Consider the following 21,712-nt stretch of genomic DNA (forward strand, 5'->3'; position numbering starts at 1 on the left):
CATCGGCGTCGGCGCTGTCGCTCTCCAGGGCCTTCAGGGCGGAGCCGCGGATGACCGGAACGTCGTCGCCCGGGAATTCGTACTTGGACAGCAGTTCGCGGACTTCCATCTCGACCAGCTCGATCAGTTCCTCGTCGTCGACCAGATCGACCTTGTTCAGGAACACGACCAGGTAGGGCACGCCGACCTGACGGGCGAGCAGGATGTGCTCACGGGTCTGAGGCATGGGGCCGTCGGTAGCCGCGACAACGATGATCGCGCCGTCCATCTGGGCCGCGCCGGTGATCATGTTCTTGATGTAGTCGGCGTGACCGGGGCAATCCACGTGGGCGTAGTGACGCTTGGCGGTTTCGTATTCGACGTGCGCGGTGGCGATGGTGATGCCGCGCTCCTTCTCTTCGGGAGCCTTGTCGATCTCGTCAAAGGCGACGAAGGAACCGCCGCCCTTGAGGCTCGCGATCTTGGTGATCGCCGCGGTCAGGGTCGTCTTGCCGTGGTCGATATGACCAATGGTACCGATATTGACGTGCGGCTTCTTTCTTTCAAATTTCTGCTTGGCCATAATTACCCCCTAATGAAATTACGTGTACTATATATAGTTATGTTCGATTGCGGATCAATGCAGGCGGGACAATTCGAGGGCGCAGGACTTACGAGACGAGGTAATGGAGCGGGAAACGGGACTCGAACCCGCAACCCTCAGCTTGGAAGGCTGATGCTCTAGCCATTGAGCTACTCCCGCATTTCATCTCAGTAGTCGAGCGACAGCCTAGACTGCCTCCTACTGTTTCTCACGGCACTATCTGGTGGAGGGGGGAGGATTCGAACCTCCGAAGTCGTTCGACGACAGATTTACAGTCTGTTCCCTTTGGCCACTCGGGAACCCCTCCGCTCACCCTGGAGCTGGCGATGGGACTTGAACCCGCAACCTGCTGATTACAAGTCAGCTGCTCTACCATTGAGCTACGCCAGCCCGTGAGAACGCATCCAATATGAGCATTCATTTCCGATGGCAAGCATTTTTTTGTCCAACGGCAAAAAAAAAAGCGCCTCGCGGCGCTTTCGGCTCATGCCCAGGCGGGCACACCCACTGGAACAATTTCGGGTTCATGCTTGCGCGATGCGGACGATCCCCCTTCCACATTCACAAACTCAAGATATTCCGAGCTATTGCCGAAAAGATAGCGCATGAAGCGATTGTTGAAGTCGTGGCCGGAACACGAAACCTCAAAATGTCCCCACAGACGGCGCTTGCCAACCGCAATGTCGCCCATGAAGTCGAGTATCTTGTGCCGCACCATTTCGTCCTCGAAACGCAGCCCTTCCGGGTTCACCACCCCATAGTCGTCGAAGACAACGGCGTTTTCGAGAGTCCCACCAAGGGCCAGGCCGTTCTTCTGCAGCCACTCCACATCCTTCATGAACCCGAAGGTCCGGGCCCGCGCGATGCGATAGGAGAAAGAGAGCGGCGAAGACTCGAAACTGTATGCCTGGTCGCCGATCATCGGATGGGCAAAGGAAATGGCGTAGTCGATCCGCAGACCGTTGTATGGCTTGACGCTGACGCGCTTGCCGCCCTGCTCGAACACCAGGGGCCGCACGACCTTGGCGACGCGCCGGGGCCGATCAAGCAACCGGATGCCGGCGGAATTGATGAGATAGACGTAGACCGAGGCGCTGCCGTCCAGGATCGGGATCTCCTCGCCATCGACCTCGACGATGACGTTGTCGATCTCGAGGCCCACAAGGGCAGCCAAAAGATGCTCCACCGTGGAAACCTTGGCCTGGTCGGTGCCAAGCGTCGTGGCCAATCCGGTCCCGACGACACGGCCGGGCTCGGGAACAACCATGTGCCGACCGGACGTGTTGCAGAGGGAAAACACAACACCCGTATCCGCCGGAGCTGGCTTGAGGACCATCTCGACCTTCTGACCGCTGTGCAGCCCGACTCCGGAGCACCGAATTTCTTTTTTGAGGGTCGTCTGTTTCATGTCATGCCAACATCAATTATCATGCCACCGCGACTTGCAAAGTAATGTCTTGAAATAAAAGGCTGCACCAGGCGAGACCAGGGATTTGTCAGCCTGTCGTTTGTTTTGAACAACATGGTAGGTGCTAAAAAACAACAACCACGAGCCGATCAAAGCCTGCATGATCTGCGTGCACACTGACGTGCCGGGCCATCGCGGCAAACAGTTCGATCATGGCATCCCCTTGGGAATGATCGATTTCACAGAGCAGCATCGTGCCCGCACGCACCACCCCCTGAAGGTCTGCTGCGAGCCGGCGGTAGAGATCCAGCCCGTCACGACCGGCGAACAGGGCCAGCCAAGGCTCATGTCCGAGAACTTCGGAACTCATCGACTCGCGGGTGTCTTCCGGCACGTACGGGAGATTGGCCAGGATGATGTCGATACCTCCCAAATCAATGCCCTGGACAAGGTCACCTCGTATAAATGCGATGCGTCTCTCGACGCCGTGCCTTCGCGCGTTTCGCCTGGCCGTGGCCAGCGCGTTTGGCGAGATGTCGACGGCTGTGACATGAAAACACGGGAACATCGCGGCGCAGGTCACAGCCAGGGCGCCGCTTCCTGTTCCAATATCCAGCACCCGGAGGTCAGCGTCTCGGGCAACCTTCCCCAGCAGGTGGTCGACCATGAGTTCCGTTTCGGGCCGGGGAATGAGCACGCTGGGGTTCACTTCGAAATCGAGCCCGTAGAATTCCTTGTGTCCAAGCAGGTAGGCGACAGGCTCACCGCGCAGCCTGCGCACCGCAAGAGATTCAAAGGCGGCTAATGCCTCCGCGGAAACTTCTGAACGAGAGTCGAGAAGCATCTCCAAGCGGGAAAGATTCAGAACATGGGCAAGAAGAACCTGTGCGGAAAGACGCGGAGAATCGATCCCGGCCGCATCGAATCGGGCTTCCCAGAGAGCGACTATTTCGCGGCGGGAGTTCATGGCGCAAGAAAAAAGCCGAGTTTCCTCAGCTTTGTTTCATGGCTTCGGCCTGATAATGCTGGACAAGGCCGTCGATGATCTCATCGATATGACCGTCCATGGCCTGATCAAGATTGTAGAGCGTCAGGTTGATGCGATGGTCGGTTATCCGTCCCTGCGGGTAATTGTAGGTCCGGATCCTTTCGGAGCGGTCACCCGTGCCGACCTGAGCCTTGCGGTTGTCGTCATAGGCCTTTTTCGTTTCGTCCTGAGCTGCCTGCAGCAGGCGAGAGCGAAGCACTTTCAGGGCCTTGGCCTTGTTCTTGTGCTGCGACTTCTCATCCTGACACGTCACGACGAGGCCCGTCGCCAGGTGCGTGATGCGGATGGCCGAGTCCGTGGTGTTGACCGACTGTCCGCCCGGACCGGACGACCGGAAAACATCGACCCGGATGTCGCCCGGGTCGATCTTCACATCGACCTCTTCGGCCTCGGGCAGGATCGCCACGGTAATGGCCGAGGTATGAATGCGCCCCTGGCTTTCCGTGGCCGGCACCCGCTGCACGCGGTGCGCACCGGACTCGTACTTCAGCTTGCTGTAGACGCTGTTGCCCGAAACCGATGCGACGATTTCCTTGAAACCGCCTGTGCCGGTGTCGCTGCTGCTCAGCACCTCGACGCGCCAACCGTGCAGCTCGGCGTATCGGGAATACATCCTGAACACGTCGGCCACAAAGAGAGCGGCTTCCTCACCGCCGGTACCCGCCCGTATCTCCAGGATGATGTTCTTCTCGTCCAGGGGATCCTTGGGCGTCAGCAGCTGCTTGAGGAGGCGCTCCTGCTCCTCGATCCGGCTCTTGAGCGCCGGGATTTCGGCCTGGGCCAGCTCGCAGAGCTCCGGGTCAGGGTCCTTGGCCAATTCCTGATTCTCGGAAAGTTCGCGCAGAAGTGTCTTGTAGCGCTCGAACGCCTTCACGACCTCATCCAGCTCGGCATGCTTCTTAGCGATCTTGATATAGCGATCCTGATCCTGAAAAATCTCAGGAGTGCTCAGTTCACGCTCAAGCTCGCGATATTTTGCTGCCAGGCTTTCCAGCTTTGTGATCATAAAGGCCTACGATATTTTCAACCAGCTGAAAAACTACTTATTCAGGCCGGCGTACTTCTTGCGGAAACGGTCGATGCGGCCAGCGGAGTCGATGAAACGCTGCTCGCCGGTGAAAAACGGGTGGCAGTGGGAACAAATTTCGATCCCCAGCTCGGGCCCGATGGCCGTGCGGGTGACAAACTCATAACCACAGGCGCAACGAACCTTGGTTTCGTAGACTTTGGGATGCAGATCTTTTTTCATGAGAACCTCCAGTTTCAAAAGAGAGAGGACAACTATACCACTCGAAGACGATTGGCAAGTCGAATTTGTGGGATTTCACATCCCGGCCTGCAAAGGTTCTATGAGATCCCTTTGGCCTGATTGAGGGAAATGTTGAACGCGACGGAAAAAATGTGGTGCATGAAATCCACATATTCCACGGCCACGTTTTCCGGAGCGGTTATGCGGGCGGGTGCGAAGTTGACGATGCCGCGGACACCGGCCTCGATCAGATAGTTCGCAGCACGCTGGGCGCGCTCGGGGGGAGTCGTGATGATGCCGATTTCGATGTTGAGTTCGTGGACTTTTTCCTTGAGACGCCTGGAACAGACGACTTCAAGGCCGGCCACTTCCTCGCCGATCTTGAAGGGATCGCAATCAAACGCGCCGACAAGGATGAACCCGCGGCGCCTGAAAATCCCGTGCCGCAGCAAAGCCCGGCCCAGGTTGCCGACGCCCACGAGGGCGACGTTCCAGGTCCGGTCTATGCCCAGGGACTGCTTGATCGCCGTGAGGAGGTCCTGCACGTAGTACCCGACCCCGCGCACGCCGAACTCTCCAAAGTAAGCCAAATCCTTACGGATTTGAGAGGGATTCACACCGCAGGCGCGAGCCAGCCCGTCGGAGGAGATGACGGAGTCACCCTCCTGCAAAAGCGTTTCAAGGACCTGGACGTAGACGGCCAGTCTTTGAATGGTGGCGCGTGGGATGTGAGCGCTTTTCAAAATAACTCCAATAACTCTCTTCGCGTTCTGCGTGATGATGCTAAAAAAAGGGGAGGTGGTACCTCCCCTTTATTACGCAAGCAGTTAGCCGACGAAGGGGTTGGCGAACAGCAGGATCAGGTTGACGACCAGGGCGTAGATGGCCAGAGATTCGATCATGGCCAGACCGATCAGCATGGTCACGGTGATCTTGCCGGAAGCTTCGGGGTTGCGGGCGGTGCCTTCGCAAGCAGCCTTCAGGCCCAGGCCCTGAGCGATACCGCAACCGGCGGCGGCGATGGCCATGCCGAGGGCGGCGGCCCAGGAGATGGTGGAGATGACTTCAGGAGCGGCTTCGGCAGCGAAAGCGCAGGAAGCGACGGCGACCAGGGCGACAGTGGCCAGAACGGAAACGAACTTCTTACCCATGATGAAAATCCTCCAAATAAAGTATAATGTTTTGGTCGAATGACCATTTCCCCCGAATTAGTGAGCTTCTTCGAATGCGCCCTTCAGATAGAGCATGGACAGCATGAAGAAGACGAAGGCCTGGATGACGTCGGCCAGCATGAACAGAAAGTACATCGGAACCGTGGAGACGATGGGCGCCAGCATGAACAGCAGGGCCAAAACGATGTCCTCACCGCGGATGTTTCCGAAAAGACGCAGCGACAGCGAGAGCATGCGCGCGAAGTGGCCGATGACCTCGATGGGGAACATCAAGGGCGCCATCCAGATCATGGGGCCGGTGAAATGGTGGATGTAATGGGTGCCATGAATCTTGAAGCCCCAGTACTGGTAATACACGAAGACGAACACGGCCATGGAGGCAGTCGTGTTGATGTTCGCCGTAGGCGCGTCGTTACCGGGGAACAGGCCGCCCAGGTTGCAGGTCAGGATGTAGATGAAAAGCGTCGCCAGAACGGGAAACACCTTCCGGCCGTCCTCACCCATGTTCGCGACCACGAAATCTTCCAGCCCGCCGACCAGCAACTCGAAAAAGTTCTGCAGCCCCCTTGGGACCAGCGAAATCTTCTTGGTGGCCATGGTCGAAACGAGAATCAGGATGATCATGAATGTCCAGGAGTAGAGGACATTGCCCGGTATCAGGCTGTGGCCGTGCGCATCGACGAGTCCAATGGCCTTGACCGCTTCCTCGACTAAGAAAATAGGATGTAAACCCCCTGCCATCTTTACGCCTCCTTAGAAGTTTTCCCCAAAATTTGTGACATTCCCCAAAGCAAAATATTTATCAGAACGGTTGAAAAACCGATCAGCAACCAAACTACCGAGGAGCCGTTCATGACAACCAGGACGTAGATGGCCAGGGCCGTCAGGGCGAGACGTCCGTAGAAGCTGAACATCTGGACCGCCACCGCGCCCTTGCGGACGTATACCAACTCCTGGATCAACCGGGCCAAGGCCAGAAAGTTCAACGTCCCCAGCACTACCCCCGCGGCGAAGTCCACCCCACGGGAACCCAGCGCCAGCGCCGGCACCGCCGCGAAAAGGAAGTATACCTGCTGAGCCGCCATCCTGCGCACCTCGGGCACATGAAACCCACGTACGTACAGGGCGCGCTCAATCCTTTTCGTCAACGTCCGGAGCATCGGCTTCCGCTTCCTTTCTCTGGATACGCCCCATTTCCCGGAACATGTTCCTGTAGCCGGCGATGATGCCGAAAATCAGGAAAAGGAGTGTCAGCCAAGGCTTCGTGTCAAAAAACCTGTCCAGATAGTATCCCATCGCCATGCCAACGATCACGCCGGACACGAGGTGGATCCCCATCATGGAAGCTAGACCCAATGACTGGAAATGCTTATTTTTTTTCTTACCGAAAAACATTGGGTCATCTCAGAGGGCCGCCAGGGCCCAAGCATTCGTGCAATAAATCACAAACCGAAAATGGGGCTACCACAGCCCCCAACTTCGCGTCAATCAAAGTTTTGCGCAAAACCGAATTCTCCTGTCCCACCGCCGGGAAGCCTCACGCCGTGACGGGCCCGCGGCTTGGCGCCCGACCCGGGCGACTTGCAAGCCGCGTTCATTCGCACTATGCGGACACAAAATCAATAAACTGGGGGCAGCCCCGCACCGAGCACCGATGAAAAACACCGCCGAACTCAAAGTCCGCCAACTCGCCATAGAGCCCAACCCGCGAAGAATCCTGCGTGGCTCCGACATCCGCAACGACGTCAATCCCGTCTGCCTCTTCCAGAACAGGGCCCGCAAGGCCCTGGAGATGGCCCTGTCCATCCCGGGCCTGGAGTACAACATATATGTCGCCGGTGAACCGGGACTCGGGCGGACCTACCTCGTCGAGAACTTTCTCCTGCCGCAGGCCCGCACCGCTCCCACGCCGCCCGACCTGGTCTACCTGAACAACTTCGAGAACCCGGACAAGCCGGTTCTGGTCAGCCTGGCCGCCGGCCAGGGCAAGATATTCAAGGATTACATGCAGCGCATGGTCAAGCGGCTGCGCCGCGACCTGCCCCGCCATTTCGAACAGGCCACCTATCTGCGCCTGCAGAACAAGCTGTTCACGAAGCTTGCCGTCGTGCGCGACGACCTGATGGACAAGATGGAGGAGGCTGCCCAGCGGAAAGGGTTCAGCCTGAACATCGACGAGGCGGGCGCCGTCTCCCTGACTCCTCTCTTGGACGGCAAGGTTCTCAGCTCCGAGGACTTCGAGCGCCTTGATTCCTCCCGCAAGAAAGTCATCAAGGACCAGAGCAGTTCCGTCCTGAACACCATCGCCGACCTTTCGCGCCAGGTGAACCGCAGCGAGCAGGAGTTCCGGGCCAAGGAACTGCAGCTGGCCCAGGAACATGCCGCGGGCCTGGTGGACCGCCTGCTCGGCCCCATCCGCAAGAAATTCTCCGAGAACAAGACCCTGAAGGTCTACTTCGACGCATTCAAGGAAGACGTGCTCGAAAACCTGTCGCACTATCAGGGGCGCCCGGAACGCGAACAGCGCTCCCCGTCGGACCAGCAGGGCGAAAACATTTCAGAATCCTACTTCCAGCGCTACGACGTCAACCTCTTCGTGGACAACTCCACCCTGACCGGCGCGCCCGTGGTCAAGGAGATCAACCCGGGATTCTTCAACCTCCTCGGCTGCATCGAACGCGAAACCGAATGGGGCACCTACTACACGGACTTCTCCCTCATCCGGGCCGGCGCCGTGCACCGCGCCAACGGGGGGTTTCTCATCCTACGCGTGGAGGACCTCCTGGCCCATCCTGTCGCCTGGGAAGGGCTGCTCCGCTGCCTGCGCAACCGGCACTCGAACCTGGACGACCCCACGGACCATTACGACATCCTGCGGACCAGGACCATCAGCCCGGACCCCATCCCGCTCTCCCTCAAGGTCATCCTCATCGGCGACGACGAGACCTACGAACTGCTGTACATGCACGACGAGCGGTTCCGGAAGATATTCAAAATCAAGGCCCACATCCAGGACACCGTGGAACGCACGGCCGAGTCCATCACGGGCTACGCCCAGACCCTGGACCGCGCCGCCCGAGAAAGCGGCCTGCGCGGCTTCACCAAGGACGCCTACGCGGAACTGGTGGACTACTCCACGCGCATGGCCGAAGACCGTGAACGCCTCTCGCTGCACTTCTCGCACCTGCGGGAGATCATGATCGAGGCCAACGCCATCGCCGCGGGCCAGGACAGGAAGACCATCGACGCCCCCATCGTCAAGCAGGCCCTGGACGAACGCGAATACCGCACCAATCTCTACCAGGAGGAGTTCCTGCGCGAGTACGACCGCAAGTCCATCAAGGTCCGGACTCAGGGCGAAGGGGTCGGCGTGGCCAACGGCCTGTCCGTGACCCAGGTCGGCGACTACGTCATGGGCCTGCCGCACCAGATCTCCTGCACCGTGGGCGTCGGCCACGGCGGCATCATGGACCTCGAACGCGAGGCGGAACTCGGGGGGCCCATCCATACCAAGGGCATGATGATCCTCAAGAGCTACTTCGTGAATCTTTTCGCCCGCAACAAACCCATCGTGCTCACCGGAAGCCTGTGCTTCGAGCAGAGCTACGCCCACGTGGACGGGGACTCGGCTTCGGGCGCCGAACTGGCCGCCCTCCTCTCGGCCCTCTCGGGGGTGCCCATCCGCCTGGACCTCGCCTTCACCGGGGCCGTGTCCCAGTCCGGGGCCATCATGGCCGTGGGCGGGGTGACGCACAAGGTGGAGGGGTTCTTCGAAGTCTGCCGCCGACGCGGGCTGACGGGACAACAGGGCGTCCTGCTGCCCAGGGACAACATCGTTCACCTGGTCCTGCGTGAAAACGTCCTGCAGGCCGTCAGGGACGGACAGTTCCACATCCACCCCGTGAGCACCATCGAGGAGGCCATGGAGATTCTGACGGGCATGCGCGCGGGCACGCGCCTCAAGGACGGCCGGTTCTCGCCGAAGTCCCTGTATGTCGCCGTGGACGAAAGGCTGTCCGAGCTGGCGGTCCTGGCCGACAAGAAATGCGCCATGCCCAGGCGCAAGGCCGCAAAAAAGCCCGGGGCCTGAGGGCACCCGGGCTCTGACGTTCATTTTCCCCGTATGGCTGGTTACCGGGGCAGCAGCTCGGCGTTCTTCTCGCCCATGGCGCCGTACAGGCCGGCCACGGCCCGCTCGTAGGCGGACATGGCCCCGTTCAGGCTCGCTTCCGCCTGGGTCTGTGACGCCTGGGCGTCGAGAACGTCCGTGTTCGTACCGACCTGGGCCTCGTACCGGGCCACAGCCATGCGATAGCTCTCCTTGGCGGCCACAAGACCCTCCTTGGCGGCGGCGATGCGCTTCTCCGTCTCCTTGATCTGCAGGAAGCTCTCCTTGACCGCAAACGTCGCCTCGTTCTCCAAATTCTGATATTCCTGCATGACCCGGGACACGTTCTTCTTCGCGCCCTTTTCCGCGTAGTAGGTCTTGCCCCACTCGAAAAACGTCCACTTCATGCCGACCTGCGCGTTCCACTCGCTGGGCGTGTGATAGTCCCCGCCGTTGACAGCAGGGTTCTCGCCGGCCCGGACATAGTTGAAGTCGGCCCCGACTTGCGGGTAGTACGGCACGGCCGCAAGCTTGGCATCCTTCTCGGCCACCATGACGGTTTGACGGGCGATGGTCAGATCCGGCCTGTTCTTCAGCGCCCGCTCAAGGCAATCCTCAAGGCTCAGGTTCACGGGAAAATATTCCAGCGCACCGACATACTCCACCTCCGCGCTGGCGTCCCGACCGATCAGGGTGTTGAGCTGCGCCGAGAGGGTGTCGACGCTGTTCTGGGCGGCCAACAGCAACTGCTCGGCCGTGGCCACGTCCACCTGGGCCTGCAGCATGTCGAGCTTCGGACGCAGCCCCACTTCGTAGAAGGCGGTATTGACCTTCAACTGCGAACGCAGGCGAACCAGCGAGTCCTCGGCGGAACGCACGTTCTCCCGCGCCTGCAGCAGCCGCAGAAACGCGTCCTGGATGGCCACGGTCAGCTGCAGTTCGGCGTTGTCGATCTGCGACGCGGCCTGCTCCTTTTGCAGCAGGGACTTCTCATAGGTCGTCAGCAGGTTGAAGCCGGTGAAGAGGGGCTGGTGTACGTTGAAGGCCAGTTCCCAGTTGTCCAGGGTTCCCACGGTCCGGCCGTAGGACATCGGGCGCTCGTCAAGGCGCGTGTAGCCGTACTGCGTGCTGAGCGCGGGTCCGAAGGCCGCCTTGGACGACCTCACCGCGTAATCGGCGGCCATGAGGGCTTCCCGCGCAGCGAGGATGGATGGGTTGTGGCTGAGCCCAGCCGCCACCGCGTCCTTCATGGTCATGGTGTCAGCCGCAGCCGTCTGCACGGCCAGGAACAATGCGGCGACGAGAAATGCGCAGATCCGTGATATTCTCATAAAACGTGCTCCAAAATCGTTTGCCTGAGGGAGTGTGTAACGCATCGAACGTCCTGTACTCCCCATGAAGCGAAAAGGCCACCTCGGCGGCCGGGCCAAGACTTGTGAAGAAAAGAACTTGAAGTCAAGCAGGTTCTGCCATATATTTTGGGATCAGATCAATATCAAGAGGAGGCATCCCATGTTTTCAGGACTCATTCTCGGCCTGGGTCTCGGCATTGTCGGACTGATCGTCTACTTCCTGCACAAGGAACACGGCCCCACGAAGCATCACTAATCACGTCAACCGCGATTTCCGCATCGGTTCAGAAGCCTGACGGATCCCGAATTCGCCCGGCGCACGCTTGCCTCCCGCAGGTCGTGCCCAGGCCATGACCGGATCGCGGGACAGGGTGCGAAGACTTTTGGCAGGAAATACGTTCGGAACGAAAATTCCTGCTTGCCTTCGCCCGGAGCTTTGCATAAAAGCGCTTCTCACCCAACGACGCCGGGGTAGCTCAGTCGGTAGAGCAGGGGACTGAAAATCCCCGTGTCGGCAGTTCAACTCTGTCCCCCGGCACCACGAGATCAAGGCCGCTCATCGAGCGGCCTTTTCCTTCGCTGAGAGGCGGCGGCATGCCGTCCCCGAAACAGCACGGGACGGGCGGGCGCGCCAAAGCGGCAAAAGTGCATTTTTCGACTTGCCAAAGGCGATTGTTTTCCATAGTAACGGGCTTCCGTTGCGCCGGGGTAGCTCAGTCGGTAGAGCAGGGGACTGAAAATCCCCGTGTCGGCAGTTCAACTCTGTCCCCCGGCACCATGTACGCAAGGCCGCATTACGCGGCCTTTTTTCGTTTCCAGGCCTCGGCGAAGCCCCTCTGCCGCGCATCACGCCTTGACGAACCCGCCGCATCGACCTACCGCCTCTCCATGCACAGCTTGCGATTCAGGAGACTTTGGCCATGAACATCACCCAACGCAGCTACTCCACCACCATCACCTTCGACTTCGAGCAGGACGCTCTGACCTACACCAGAGTCGACGCCTACGGTTCCCACTCCTTCCAGCTGCCTTACGGCTCCATCGGGATGGACCCGCGCATGACGTCGGAACGAAACGGCACGCTCTTCAGCGGCGCGATCCTGCTTTCGGCATGGGGAATGGCCCAGGCCGCGTACACCATGATCCGCGGCGACCTCCTCGGCGCCATCTTCATGCTGCCAGGGGGGCTGTGTTTCCTGCTGCACGCCGCCCTCAAGACGAACATCACCTCCCTGAGTTCCGATGAAGGCGAAATCGCCATCATGCATGACGGAAACTTCGAGCGCATCATGTCGGAAATCCGGGAACGCAGAAAAAAGCAACTGCTGGACTGGTACGGCAACATCGACTTCGGCAACGATCCCGAAGAGGAAATCCAGAAATTCGAATGGTTGCACTCGCAGCGGATCATCACTTCGGACCAGTTGCAGCGCATCGTGAACACCATCCGCAACGCCGACACCGGTGATCAGGACCGGTTCGAAGATCCCGCGCCGCCGCACCAGTAAGCCTGCGCAAACCCCTCGCCGAGCGTAAGACCGGACACCTGCCGTGACTTCTCGACGGCGAGCCGCCTTAGGCGTGTCCACCAGCGGTTAGCCGCCCGTCGGAAACAGCATGACCACACCCGCAACCCCCATCGTCCGGGAACTCCGAATCCCGGACCCGGAACGCCTCGCCAGCGCCCTGCGCGCCCCGGACCTCGGCCCCCGCATCCTCTTCTTCACCGGCGGCACGGCGCTCACCGATACAAGCCGGGCGCTGGTCGCGTACACCCGCAATTCCGTCCACCTTGTCACCCCCTTCGACTCCGGTGGCAGCTCGGCGGCCCTGCGCCGACACTTCGGGATGCCGGCCGTGGGCGATCTGCGCAACCGGCTCATGGCTCTGGCCGACCGCACCCGGCACGAGTTTGCGGAAATCTACGACCTCTTCGCTCACCGGTTGCCCAAGAACGCACCCCAGGCACAGCTCTGGGCCGAGCTGGAAACCCTGATGCACGGAAGTCACCCGCTCATCGCCAAGGTTTCGGACCCGTTGCGGAAAACCGTGCAACACCACCTGCAGGTCTTCCAGCGGGCGGCCGGCCCGCAATTCGACCTTCGCGGCGCCTGCATCGGCAACCTTTTCCTCACTGCCGGCTACCTGGAGAACGGGCGGAACCCCGATCCCATCGTCGGCACCTTCTCCAATCTCGTGCACGCGCATGGCCAGGCAAGACTGCTGCTCGACTCGAATCTGCAACTGCGGGCCCTGCTTGAAGACGGCAGGTACGTCATCGGGCAACACCTCATCACCGGCAAGGAAACAAAGCCGTTGAACAGCGCCATAGCCGAACTGTGCCTCGTGGACCCGGCCAGGGACAACGCTCCCGTCCGCCCGCCGATCCGCGGGGAAATCCGGGCCTGCATCGGCGGCGCCGACCTCATCTGCTACCCCATCGGCAGCTTCTACAGCTCCCTCGTCGCCAACCTGCTCCCAGCGGGAGTGGGCGCGGCCATAAGCAGGACGCCCTGCCCCAAGGTCTTCGTTCCCAACACCTTGCCCGATCCGGAAGCGATCGGACTGTCCCTGGCGGACCAGGTCCGCACCCTGCTCCGCCACCTGCAGGCCGACGCCCCGAACGCCATCGCCGTTGGCGACGTCCTCGACGCCATCCTGCTCGACCCATGCATCACCTATCGCGGCGCCGAGAATCTGGAACGCGAACTGGCAACCCTGGGCCTGAGAATCATCAAGACGCCACTGACGGTCCGCGAAACAGGCGCCATCGACCCCCATCTGCTCTGCCAGACCCTGATCTCCCTGGCATAAAAAAGCAGGCCGACACGCTCCGCGAACGCATCGGCCTGCATCATACGGCCCCCCCCGCTACAGCGTCATATCCGAGCGCAACGCCCTCCACCCGCCGCCAGCGCGCAGGTGGTCGAGGAACCTGGCGACGCCGTCGGCTTCGCAGGGCCCGATGGTCCAGTCCGCGCCGAGCCTTGCGCCCTCGGTGGCACCGACCACGGCTGCGCAGGCGCCGCACATGGCGAACATGGGCTCGTCGTTTTCCGTGTCGCCGATGGCGATGGAATGCAGGACCGGCCAGTTCCGGCCCTCCAGGACCGCGCGCACTGCCAGTCCCTTGTTTCCGGACCGGGGGAGAAACTCCAAAAAATGCCTGTCGCTGCGGCAGCAATCCACACCCGCCTCGGCCGCCAGTCGCCGAAGTTCCGCCTCCCGTCGCAGGTCATCGCCGTCCGTGATGCAGAGGATCTTGAGAACCCGGCCAGACAAGGGCGTGCGCACGGGCCGGATTTCCGCGTAGCGGTCGAAGACCTCGTCCAGGGCGCCGTCCCACATGCGGCCGGGTTCGATGCCGTCCTCGCGGTAGACGGCGATGATCAGCCCCATGCCTTCAAGAACTGCGCGCAGGCGCTCGGCCGCCTCACCGAGATGATCCAGGACCGTCACCCCGCCAGCGCCCAGCAGGCAGGTTCCATTGGCCGCGATCTGATCCGAGGCAAGCCCGAGTTCCCGGACCAGCGGTTGGATGCTCAGCGGGTGCTTGCCTGTGGCCAGGGAAAACTCCCCGCCGGCCTGCCGGTACGAGCCGACAGCGGCCCTGGCGGCATCCGAGAGGCCGTCGCCCGGCCGGATGAGCGTGTTGTCCACGTCGCAGAAGACCCACGGTAGCGGGCGCTCCAATCCCATAGCCTCGGCCTGCCCCAGAAACCAGTCACGAACCTCCCCGACCATGATCCCGGCCCGACGGACCTTGTCCGGGTTATGCGGGTTGCGCACAGCGATGTCCTGGAACCGCCTGGCAAAGGACACCCGGCCCCCGACCCCGGCTGCGCGCCAGTCAGCCACGGTCACGGCGCGCACCAGCCAGTCGGCCTCGGAAATCGGCGGCCGGAGAGCGTATTCCTCGGTCACGCCCGGAAACCTTTCGGTCTTCCTGTCCGCCTGGGAGTGGCGCAGCACGCCCTCCACGACCCAGGGGTGCTCCCCCTGCCCGTCCAAAAAAAGGGCCCCGTCCAGGGGATGATAGCCGAAACGGCGCAAGGCCGGCGCATAGCCGATATCGTGCAGCAAGGCGGAACGTTCGAGCAGGGCGCCGTGCCCGGCCTCCAAGCCGAAGACGGGCCGTAGGTCGCGGGCAAAGATTTCTGCGTCCCGCATGTGCACCAAACGAGGCTCGTGGCCTTCGAAAAGGCTATCCAAGGCGCATATGTCAAAACCCGGATTTGGCCGGGTGAATGTCTGTGGCATGTGATTCTTTTGGGGATGAGGGTTTACGACGTGTTAGACGGTACCGCAGACACGGCACAGAAAGGCATTTCGCGTTTACTTTTAGCAGAATTCAACGTATTATTATAAGGTTACGCCAAAGGTTCGCATTATGGCCCGCTGCGAAACATGCAGCGTCAAACCGGCCATTTTCAGAGAGCAGGGTGTTAGCATCCCGGCGCCGCTGCCGGAGATGGCAGAGAACGACGCCGGACCTTTTCTTCCAACACGAGGATCACCATGGCTTCAAAACCGAGTCTTTTCATACGCGTCCTTCAGGCCATCATCCACCGGGTATGGACCGTCCTGTTCTTCCTGACCGCCTTTTCCCTGGCCACTCTGGTCAACCACTGGTGGGACGCCATCGCGAACGTCGGCCGCCTGGCCATGTCCGCCATCGAACTGCTCCGCCAATAGCGGGGTCAGCCCTCCTCGTCCACCAGCCGCTCCGCCGTGTGGATTTCGCTCCATGCGGCTGAGCCGGGAGTCGTCTCCCTCATGCGGGGGCGGACCCGGCCAACGGGTTTGGACTCGGCCGTCTCTTCCTCGATCCGGCGCCTGGCCTCGAAGTTCCCCAGAATTCCTTCCGCTTCGATGATCTTCCCGCTCATGTCAGATATCCAGGGCTTCGGGGACGCGTTCGACGTGGCTGATGGACAATGCGTCCGGACCGGCCTGCGGCATCGCGACGGGGACGGTTCGCGGCTGCTCGCAAAGCGGCGTCGGCACATCGGCCCTCAGCGGCGCCGACGTCTCCCTTGGCGCGGCACAGACATCCCCGAGACCGGGCAGGGGCCGCACCTGCTGCGAAACCAACGGTTGCGCACAGACGGCAAACGCTTCGGCATCCCGATACGGATGGGCCGGGCAGGCGGGCTGACCGCCCATGGGCCTGTCGGCGCTGCATTCACGCACGGATTCGGCGTCTCCAGCGCACACCAGGCAAAAATTCCGGATGCATTCCTGCAACTCCGCGTCGTTTCCGTCCTCCTCCAGGCGGCAAGCATGCAGGGGGCAGGAAACCTGGGCGCATTCCCTGACACGCATCCAGCTCTTTCCCTGACACCACAGACAAATCCTCCGGACGACCCCGGACATTCCTTTCCTGGCGGCCATGCGCACCACTCCTTGGTCCTGGCGGAACGAACCGCCATGACTTTACGCACGAAAGCCCCGCGCAGCAACGCCTAAATGCATGCGGACACCTCAGGGCCCCGGGACAAAAAAAACGCGGCAAGAAAATGACCGGCGGTCATAAAAGCCCTTGACAGCACGACGCCAACCTGAGTACTCACGCAATCGTTATGACAAACTTCTCCCTCAATCACAGCCTGTACTTTTTTTGGTACTTTTATTTTAGCAGAGCCTGTGGTCTGAGGGGACTGCTTTAGCCATATTGACGAAAGCACGACAACCAAAGGGCCGCAGGCGACAAGCCGGCGGCCCTTTTTGATTACGGACCGCCGAAAGCCCGGCCGCAACCGGAGGACATCATGAACATCGGCAAAAGCGTACGACTGGAACGCATCTTCAACCGCAACACCGGGCGTAGCATCATCGTGCCCCTGGACCACGGGACCACCGTCGGCCCCATCGCCGGCCTGGTGGACCTGCGCGACACGGTCAACAAGGTCGCCGAAGGCGGCGCCAACGCGGTCCTGATGCACAAGGGCCTGCCCCGCTGCGCCCACCGCGGCCACGGCCGCGACGTGGGCCTCATCATCCACCTCTCGGCCAGCACGACCCTTTCCCCCTTCCCCAACGCCAAGATCCTGGTCAGTTCCGTGGAGGACGGCATCAAGCTCGGCGCCGACGCCGTGTCCGTGCACCTGAACCTGGGCGACGAGTCCGAGCGGGACATGCTGCGCGACATGGGCGAGGTGGCCTCCAAGTGCAACGAATGGGGCATGCCGCTTCTGGCCATGATCTACGCCCGCGGCCCCAAGGTGAAGTCCGAATGGGACCCGGCCACGGTGGCCCACTGCGCCCGCCTCGGCGAGGAACTCGGCGCCGACGTGATCAAGGTCGTGTACACCGGCGACGTGGATTCCTTCGCCCGGGTGACCGAGGGCTGCTGCGTGCCCGTGGTCATCGCCGGCGGCCCGCGCATGGACTCCCCCCGCGACATCCTGCAGATGGCCCACGACTCCATCGTCGCCGGCGGCGCAGGCCTGTCCATGGGCCGCAACATCTTCCAGGCCGACGACCCGACCCGTCTGGTGCAGGCCCTGCACGCCGTGGTACACATGGACTACAGCGTCGACCAGGCCCTGGCCCTGCTCGAAGAACCCAAAATCTAAGGCCGGGACATGAAAAACGTACTCTTCTGCGCCGTGCCCTTCGACAAGGGCGAAGTCACCCTGGCCCTGGAGTCCGGCGTCGACGCCGTCATCACGGACCGCGAACACGTCGCCGCCGTGCAGGCCCTGAGCAAGACCCCGGTCCTGGCAGCCGAAGACCAGCCCTACGTCCGACTCGACAGCAAGGCCGACGAGGAGGAGGCCGTGCGCCTTCTCGCCCAGGGCCGGGACGTCATCCTGCGCGAAGGCTGGGAGATCATCCCCGTGGAGAACATCCTGGCCCAATCCGACCGTCTGGCCGTGGAGGCGTCGAGCCTGGAGCGGGCGCGCCTGGCGGCGGGCATTCTCGAACGCGGCGTCAAAACAGTGGTCGTCCTGCCCTCGGCCGCCGCCGACCTCAAGACCATCGTCCGCGAACTCAAACTGAGCCAGGGAACCATGGAACTGGAAGCCGCCACCATCACCGCCGTGACCTCGGCTGGCCTGGGCCACCGCGTCTGCGTCGACACCATGAGCCTTTTGAAAACCGGCCAGGGCATGTTGGTGGGCAACTCCAGCGCCTTCACCTTCCTGGTCAACGCCGAGACCGAGTCCAACCCCTACGTGGCCCCACGCCCCTTCCGCATCAACGCCGGCGCCGTGCACGCCTACGCCGTCATGCCCGGGGACCGCACCACCTATCTCGACGAGCTGAAAACCGGCTCCGAAGTCCTCGTCGTCGGCGCCGACGGCTCCACCACCCTGGCCACCGTGGGCCGCTGCAAGGTCGAGATCCGGCCCATGCTGCTCATCGAAGCCGAGTGCGGAGGACGCAAGGGCACCGTCTTCCTGCAGAACGCCGAAACCATCCGCATGGTCCGCGACGACGGACGCCCCGTCAGCGTGGTGGACCTTCAGGCCGGGGACAAGGTGCTCTGCCGCACGGACCAGGCCGGACGGCACTTCGGCATGCGCATCACCGAGGAGATCAGCGAATGACCTCCGCCACGCAGCGCCTGACCGAGATCCGCGAACAGATCGACGCCCTGGACGAGAAGCTCCTCGACCTGCTGAACAAGCGCGCGGGCCTGAGCCGCGAGGTGGGCCAGATCAAGTCCGACTCCCTGGACGTGGTCTTCAAACCCTTCCGGGAGAAGGAGGTCTTGAACCGCCTCCTGGCCATGAGCCCCGGCGTCCTGCCCGAAGACCACCTGCGCGCCATCTACCGCGAGATCCTGTCCTCGTCGCGCCGCCTACAGCAACCCCAGACCGTGGCCTACCTCGGGCCCGAGGGCACCTTCACGCATCTGGCGGGCCTGGAGTACCTGGGCCGGTCCATGGATTTCACGCCCTGCCCGACCCTGCACGACGTGTTCCTGACCGTGGCTTCGCGCAAGGCCGACTTGGGCGTCATTCCGCTCGAAAACTCCCTGCAGGGCAGCGTCGGCCAAAGCCTGGACCTCTTCCTGCAGTACAACGTCTACATCCACGCCGAACTCTTCAGCCGCATCAGCCACGCCCTGCTGGCCACTCGCACGGACCTGGCCGCCATCCGCACGGTCTACTCCCACCCCCAGGCCCTGGCCCAGTGTTCGGAGTGGCTCAGGACCAACGTGCCCCAGGCCGCCGTGGTCCCGGTGGAGAGCACCGCCGCCGCGGCCGCCCGCGCCGAGCGCGAGGGCGAGGGCGCGGCCGCCATCGGCCACCCGCGCCTGGTGGAGCGCTACGGGCTCAAGGCCGTGGCCCTGGACATCCAGGACCTGCCCGACAACTGGACGCGATTTTTGGTCATCGGCCCCACGCCCACGGTCGGCAGCAGCCGCGACAAGACGTCGCTGCTTTTCACCACGCCCGACCGACCCGGCGCCCTGGCCGCCATCCTGAACCACCTGGCCGACCAGGGGCTCAACCTGACCAAGCTGGAGTCGCGGCCGCTCAAAGGCGAAAAGTGGAAGTACGTCTTCTTCATGGACGTGGAGTGCGACCTGTCCCAAGAGCAGTACGAGAACACCATGAAGCACCTGACCAGCCTCTGCCACACCATGCGCGTGCTGGGCAGCTACCCCACGGGCCCGCACCTCTACGGCGCAGGCATGCCTCAGGAACAGTCATGAACTCCGTCATCGATATCACCGCGCCGTCGTCCAAGTCCCTGTCGCACCGGGCGCTCATCTGCGCGGCCCTGGCCGAGGGCGAGTCCCTGCTCGAAGGCGTCCTCGACAGCCAGGATCTGACCCGCACGGCCCAGTGCCTGCGGCAGCTCGGCGCGGTCATCGAACCACAAGGCGAGAAGCTTTTCGTGCGCGGCAGCGGTGGCCGGGCCTTGCCGGACGCCTCCGGTGTCATTTCCATGAACGTAGGCGAGTCCGGCACCACCTGCCGCCTCATGGCCGGCGTGGTCACGGCCATCCCCGGCGCCTACCGCATTCACGGCGAGGGCCGCATGCACGACCGGCCCGTCCGGCACCTGACGGACGCGCTCATCCAGCAGGGCGTGGACGTGGCCTTCGAGGACAAGGACGGCTACCCGCCCGTGGTCCTGACCAGCCGGGGCCTTGCGGGAGGCGAGGTGACCATCAACCTGGAGCAGAGCAGCCAGTACCTCTCGGGCCTGCTCCTGGCCGCCCCGCTGGCGGCCGGGCCGACCGTCATCCGGCTCATGGGCCGGACCATCGCCTCCTGGCCCTATGTCGCCCTGACGCTGGACTCCATGGCCCGCTTCGGCGTGCCCGTGAGCCTGGAGCGCCGCGCGGCCGACGGCTGGGCGCCCTGCACCCACGCGGGAGCAGCAAACCTTCCGCCCGTGGACATCCGGCTCGTCGTCCACCCGGCGCCGTATCGGTCCGGCGCCATGCGCGTCGAGGGCGACTGGTCCAACGCCTCCTATTTCCTGGCCGCCGGGGCCGTGGGCAAGGCGCCTGTGCGCATCGCCGGCCTGAACCGCGATTCGGCCCAGGGCGACCGGTTCATGCTCGACATCCTGGAGCGCATGGGTGGGCGCGTGGAGTGGGACGGCGACGCCGTCACGGTCTTCCCGTCGGCTCTGCGCGGCGCGAGGATCGACATGAACGCCTGCCCGGACATCGTGCCCACGGTGGCGGCCATGGCCGCCTTCGCAACCGGCGAGACGATCATTTCCGGCGCGGCGCACCTGGCCCTCAAGGAGTGCGACCGCATCCAGGGACCAGTCACGGAGTTGTCCAAAGCCGGCGTGGGCATCGAAGCCCGGCCCGACGGCATGGTCATCCGCGGCACCGGAACCCTCCCGCAGCGCAGCGTCGACCTGTGCACCTACGGCGACCATCGCATGGCAATGAGCCTGTCCCTGCTGGAACTGGCCGGAATCACAGTGCGCCTGGACAACCCCGGCTGCGTGGCCAAGTCCTTCCCCGGGTTCTGGGATGTGTGGGCCAAGATTCGCTTCGGCAACGGCATCGGAGCGCATCATGCTGCGTGACGCGTCCTCCCCCGTGGTCGTCATCGGCGCCAAGGGTCAGATGGGCGCGCGTTTCGCGCGTGCTTTTCGCGACGCCGGGCACCCGGTGGCGGAATTCGACCACCCGCTGGACCAAGGCGCCCTGCCGCAGGCCGTGCGCATGGCCGGGCTGGTGCTCCTGTGCGTGCCCATCACGGCCATGCGCGAGGTGGTCAAGATCGTTGCCCCGCACCTGACGGAAGAAACAATTCTGGCCGACATCTGCTCCGTGAAGGTCCAGCCCCTGCACGAGATGCTCGACGCCACCACCACGCCCGTCGTCGGCACCCACCCGCTTTTCGGCCCCCAGACACTTGACGCGGAGCTGCGAATTGCCGTAACTCCAGGGCGTGGCCAGGAAGCGACCGATAATCTATCAGACTGCTTCCGCAACCTGGGGTTCGCCCCCTTCACCACGACGGCCGATGAGCATGACAGTGCCATGGCCTACATTCAAGGACTGAACTTCGTGACAACCGTCGCCTACCTTTGCGCCTCCCCCCTGGAAACCGGAATCGAGCGGTTCTTCACGCCCTCGTTCGGTCGGCGCATGGAAGCGGCCACGAAAATGATCACCGAGGACGCATCCCTCTTCTCCACCATGTTCGAAGCAAACCCCCACAGCCTCGAGGCCGTACGCATGTTCCGTTCGTACCTGAACGTCGCCGCCGGCGGCGATCTGGAACTGCTGAGCCAGAAGGCTCTTTGGTGGTGGCGCAAGCAGCATGACGCAGGGGGACCCGCTTCCTGACGGCATGCA

General features: G+C 62.5%; 23 protein-coding genes and 5 tRNA genes. 11 read left to right on the forward strand and 17 right to left on the reverse strand.

The window, feature by feature from the left end:
* From G394_RS0111685 to G394_RS0111745, 13 genes are all read right to left on the reverse strand, one after another.
* Window positions 1-562: GTP-binding protein (locus tag G394_RS0111685; RefSeq protein WP_028577809.1), on the reverse strand; the 562-nt coding region annotated here is incomplete at its 3' end.
* 104 nt (window positions 563-666) lie between these two features.
* Window positions 667-742, reverse strand: a tRNA-Gly gene (locus tag G394_RS0111690).
* 62 nt (window positions 743-804) lie between these two features.
* A tRNA-Tyr gene (locus tag G394_RS0111695) sits at window positions 805-890 on the reverse strand.
* An 8-nt stretch (window positions 891-898) separates the two neighbouring features.
* Window positions 899-973, reverse strand: a tRNA-Thr gene (locus tag G394_RS0111700).
* 94 nt (window positions 974-1,067) lie between these two features.
* Window positions 1,068-1,991 carry a UDP-3-O-acyl-N-acetylglucosamine deacetylase gene (gene lpxC, locus G394_RS0111705; protein ID WP_028577810.1) on the reverse strand — a complete coding sequence of 308 codons (924 nt, stop codon included), beginning with the start codon at window positions 1,989-1,991 and terminating at the stop codon, window positions 1,068-1,070.
* 124 nt (window positions 1,992-2,115) lie between these two features.
* A complete protein-coding gene (prmC, locus tag G394_RS19005) occupies window positions 2,116-2,958 on the reverse strand; it encodes a peptide chain release factor N(5)-glutamine methyltransferase (RefSeq protein ID WP_043775710.1) in 843 nt (280 codons plus the stop codon).
* Between the two features lie 25 nt (window positions 2,959-2,983).
* A complete protein-coding gene (prfA, locus tag G394_RS0111715) occupies window positions 2,984-4,045 on the reverse strand; it encodes a peptide chain release factor 1 (protein ID WP_028577811.1) in 1,062 nt (353 codons plus the stop codon).
* 33 nt (window positions 4,046-4,078) lie between these two features.
* Window positions 4,079-4,288, reverse strand: a complete 210-nt coding sequence (rpmE, locus tag G394_RS0111720) for a 50S ribosomal protein L31 (protein ID WP_028577812.1) — start codon at window positions 4,286-4,288, stop codon at window positions 4,079-4,081.
* 98 nt (window positions 4,289-4,386) lie between these two features.
* On the reverse strand, window positions 4,387-5,031 hold the full coding sequence (locus tag G394_RS0111725; RefSeq protein ID WP_028577813.1) for a redox-sensing transcriptional repressor Rex: 645 nt from the start codon (window positions 5,029-5,031) through the stop codon (window positions 4,387-4,389).
* Between the two features lie 84 nt (window positions 5,032-5,115).
* A complete protein-coding gene (gene atpE, locus G394_RS0111730; RefSeq protein ID WP_028577814.1) occupies window positions 5,116-5,439 on the reverse strand; it encodes an ATP synthase F0 subunit C in 324 nt (107 codons plus the stop codon).
* Between the two features lie 57 nt (window positions 5,440-5,496).
* Window positions 5,497-6,201 carry a F0F1 ATP synthase subunit A gene (gene atpB, locus G394_RS0111735; protein ID WP_028577815.1) on the reverse strand — a complete coding sequence of 235 codons (705 nt, stop codon included), beginning with the start codon at window positions 6,199-6,201 and terminating at the stop codon, window positions 5,497-5,499.
* 2 nt (window positions 6,202-6,203) lie between these two features.
* Window positions 6,204-6,545, reverse strand: a complete 342-nt coding sequence (locus G394_RS0111740) for an ATP synthase subunit I (RefSeq protein WP_043775758.1) — start codon at window positions 6,543-6,545, stop codon at window positions 6,204-6,206.
* A 46-nt stretch (window positions 6,546-6,591) separates the two neighbouring features.
* Window positions 6,592-6,855, reverse strand: coding sequence for an AtpZ/AtpI family protein (locus G394_RS0111745; RefSeq protein WP_028577817.1), 264 nt, complete (start codon window positions 6,853-6,855; stop codon window positions 6,592-6,594).
* 259 nt (window positions 6,856-7,114) lie between these two features.
* Between G394_RS0111745 and G394_RS0111750 the strand changes: the two genes are divergently transcribed.
* Window positions 7,115-9,550: a Lon protease family protein gene (locus tag G394_RS0111750; protein ID WP_028577818.1), complete on the forward strand. Its 2,436-nt coding sequence runs from the start codon at window positions 7,115-7,117 to the stop codon at window positions 9,548-9,550.
* A gap of 41 nt (window positions 9,551-9,591) precedes the next feature.
* Here the strand turns inward: G394_RS0111750 and G394_RS19010 are convergent, their stop codons facing one another.
* A complete protein-coding gene (locus G394_RS19010; protein WP_043775716.1) occupies window positions 9,592-10,899 on the reverse strand; it encodes a TolC family protein in 1,308 nt (435 codons plus the stop codon).
* Between the two features lie 486 nt (window positions 10,900-11,385).
* On the opposite strand from G394_RS19010, the gene G394_RS0111765 reads away from it, so the two are divergent.
* From G394_RS0111765 to G394_RS0111780, 4 genes are all read left to right on the forward strand, one after another.
* Window positions 11,386-11,461, forward strand: a tRNA-Phe gene (locus G394_RS0111765).
* A gap of 161 nt (window positions 11,462-11,622) precedes the next feature.
* Window positions 11,623-11,698 (forward strand) — tRNA-Phe (locus G394_RS0111770).
* Between the two features lie 142 nt (window positions 11,699-11,840).
* On the forward strand, window positions 11,841-12,428 hold the full coding sequence (locus G394_RS20285) for a hypothetical protein (protein WP_028577819.1): 588 nt from the start codon (window positions 11,841-11,843) through the stop codon (window positions 12,426-12,428).
* Window positions 12,429-12,537: 109 nt separating this feature from the next.
* The gene (locus G394_RS0111780) at window positions 12,538-13,734 is read left to right on the forward strand and encodes a GAK system CofD-like protein (protein WP_051307149.1); all 1,197 of its coding nucleotides are present in this window, start codon (window positions 12,538-12,540) and stop codon (window positions 13,732-13,734) included.
* A gap of 57 nt (window positions 13,735-13,791) precedes the next feature.
* On the opposite strand, the gene G394_RS0111785 is transcribed toward G394_RS0111780, so the two are convergent.
* Complete coding sequence (locus G394_RS0111785; protein WP_156902599.1) at window positions 13,792-15,090, reverse strand: HAD-IIB family hydrolase; 1,299 nt, start codon at window positions 15,088-15,090, stop codon at window positions 13,792-13,794.
* 348 nt (window positions 15,091-15,438) lie between these two features.
* Here G394_RS0111785 and G394_RS21225 point away from each other — a divergent pair, with 348 nt between their 5' ends.
* Window positions 15,439-15,615: a hypothetical protein gene (locus G394_RS21225; RefSeq protein WP_156902600.1), complete on the forward strand. Its 177-nt coding sequence runs from the start codon at window positions 15,439-15,441 to the stop codon at window positions 15,613-15,615.
* Between the two features lie 5 nt (window positions 15,616-15,620).
* Here the strand turns inward: G394_RS21225 and G394_RS0111795 are convergent, their stop codons facing one another.
* On the reverse strand, window positions 15,621-15,809 hold the full coding sequence (locus G394_RS0111795; RefSeq protein WP_028577822.1) for a hypothetical protein: 189 nt from the start codon (window positions 15,807-15,809) through the stop codon (window positions 15,621-15,623).
* A gap of 1 nt (window position 15,810) precedes the next feature.
* The gene (locus G394_RS20290) at window positions 15,811-16,167 is read right to left on the reverse strand and encodes a hypothetical protein (protein ID WP_156902601.1); all 357 of its coding nucleotides are present in this window, start codon (window positions 16,165-16,167) and stop codon (window positions 15,811-15,813) included.
* Window positions 16,168-16,691: 524 nt separating this feature from the next.
* Here G394_RS20290 and G394_RS0111805 point away from each other — a divergent pair.
* The 5 genes from G394_RS0111805 to G394_RS0111825 are packed head-to-tail and all read left to right on the forward strand — an operon-like array spanning window position 16,692 to window position 21,703.
* Window positions 16,692-17,498 (forward strand): 2-amino-3,7-dideoxy-D-threo-hept-6-ulosonate synthase, encoded by an 807-nt coding sequence (locus G394_RS0111805; protein ID WP_028577823.1) that lies wholly within the window; start codon window positions 16,692-16,694, stop codon window positions 17,496-17,498.
* 9 nt (window positions 17,499-17,507) lie between these two features.
* On the forward strand, window positions 17,508-18,476 hold the full coding sequence (locus tag G394_RS0111810; RefSeq protein ID WP_028577824.1) for a 3-dehydroquinate synthase II family protein: 969 nt from the start codon (window positions 17,508-17,510) through the stop codon (window positions 18,474-18,476).
* Window positions 18,473-19,591, forward strand: coding sequence for a prephenate dehydratase (pheA, locus tag G394_RS0111815; RefSeq protein ID WP_028577825.1), 1,119 nt, complete (start codon window positions 18,473-18,475; stop codon window positions 19,589-19,591). The genes G394_RS0111810 and pheA overlap by 4 nt, the downstream gene beginning before the upstream one ends.
* A complete protein-coding gene (gene aroA / locus G394_RS0111820; RefSeq protein WP_028577826.1) occupies window positions 19,588-20,934 on the forward strand; it encodes a 3-phosphoshikimate 1-carboxyvinyltransferase in 1,347 nt (448 codons plus the stop codon). Before pheA ends, aroA begins: the two co-directional genes overlap by 4 nt.
* Window positions 20,924-21,703, forward strand: a complete 780-nt coding sequence (locus G394_RS0111825; protein WP_028577827.1) for a prephenate dehydrogenase/arogenate dehydrogenase family protein — start codon at window positions 20,924-20,926, stop codon at window positions 21,701-21,703. The genes aroA and G394_RS0111825 overlap by 11 nt, the downstream gene beginning before the upstream one ends.
* Window positions 21,704-21,712: the final 9 nt, after the last annotated feature.

Source organism: Desulfomicrobium escambiense DSM 10707 (assembly GCF_000428825.1).
Lineage (GTDB): Bacteria > Desulfobacterota > Desulfovibrionia > Desulfovibrionales > Desulfomicrobiaceae > Desulfomicrobium > Desulfomicrobium escambiense.